This is a genomic window from Oleiphilus sp. HI0128 (assembly GCF_001635365.1).
This window is the reverse complement of the sequence record NZ_LWGG01001240.1, coordinates 1-1499: the sequence shown is the minus strand read 5'-3', so window position 1 is coordinate 1499 and position 1499 is coordinate 1. Positions and strand designations below refer to the sequence as shown.

The 1499-nt window shown below is 43.9% G+C and carries 1 protein-coding gene and 1 pseudogene; both read right to left on the bottom strand.

The features are described 5' to 3' along the window. The coding region (gene zwf / locus A3763_RS21040; RefSeq protein ID WP_068760449.1) for a glucose-6-phosphate dehydrogenase at positions 1 to 1138 on the bottom strand (1138 nt) is incomplete at its 3' end. 81 nt (positions 1139 to 1219) lie between these two features. Further along, positions 1220 to 1499, bottom strand: a pseudogene (locus A3763_RS21035) (phosphoglucomutase, alpha-D-glucose phosphate-specific); the annotation flags it as partial.

Here is a 1499-nt window from a genome sequence, read left to right as displayed (position 1 = left end):
CTGGCTGAATGCGTATCACCAGTTTATTTGCCGGTGCATTCAGCCCAAAAACAGGGTGTGGTGTATGTTTGAAGTGAATAACAACTTCCGTCACTCGCGTTGGCAAGCTCTTCCCTGTTCGAATATAAAAAGGAACTCCATTCCAACGCCAATTATTAATAAATAGCTTAAGGGCTACGTAGGTTTCAGTTCTGGAATCTGGACTAACACCTTCCTCATCCCGATAACCTGGAACAGCACTACCTTTAACTAAGGATTCCGTATACTGCCCTAAAACCAGGTTATTCTCTAAATCGGCCTGACTAAGTGGTTTTAGACTCTGTAGAACCTTCACCACTTCATTCCGCGTTGAGTCGGCATTGATCACTGCTGGCGGTTCCATCGCTACCATCGCCAAAACTTGCAGCAAGTGGTTTTGAAACATATCGCGCACGGCACCTGCGCCATCGTAATAGCTACCCCGAGACTCAACACCTAATTTCTCTGCGCCGGTTATCTCAACATAATCAATATAATTTCTATCCCATAATGGTTCAAACATGCCATTAGCAAAGCGAAAAACCAGTAGGTTTTGAACGGTCTCTTTTCCCAAATAGTGATCGATACGATAAATCTGGGATTCATCAAAATAGGAATGCAAACCATGGTCTAGCTCGATTGCAGATTCCAAGTCATAACCTAGAGGCTTCTCGACCACGATGCGCTTCCAGCCTTCACACTGATCCAACAATTGACTCTTTGACAAGCAATCAGGGATCACGGTAAACATACTTGGCGGCATCGCCATGTAAAACAAAGTATTGTGCGGTGTCTGGTAGCGCGCATACAGCTCATTCAAGGTAAGCTTTAGCTTGGAGTATTCCGTGACATCGGAGGTATTCAAAGACAAGTAATAAACGTGCTGGAGAAAATCTTCGACAGTATGCGAATCAAGGTTTGCACCTTCACTTAGCGACTTTAACAAAGCCTCACGATAACTATCTGAGTCATAAGCACTGCGCGAAACACCCAAAATAAAGAAACAATCAGGCAATTGTCTAGTGACATATAAATGGAACAAAGCCGGGATAAGCTTGCGAAACGACAAGTCTCCCGAGGCACCAAAAATGACGATATTACTGTTATCAGGAACCCTCATCAGACAACTCCTTAGTCGTAGGCTTTTAGTATAGCTTACTCATTAAATAGCTCCGAGTCATGACTCAGAGCTTTTTAATCCTTATTTGATGGTTTCATCCACAAGCGCTTTTGCTTCTTTCTGAACTTTCTTCAAATGATCTGAACTGACAAAACTTTCCGCATAGATTTTATAAACATCTTCGGTGCCCGATGGCCTTGCAGCAAACCAGCCATTTTCTGTAGAAACTTTTAGGCCACCGATTGCAGCACTATTACCCACCGCCTTGGTCAGTTTCTGCTGAATCGTTTCGCCTGCCAACTCGCTTGCACTCACCTGCTCAGCAGATAAGGCTTTAAGCTTGGCTTTCTGCTCTTTGCTT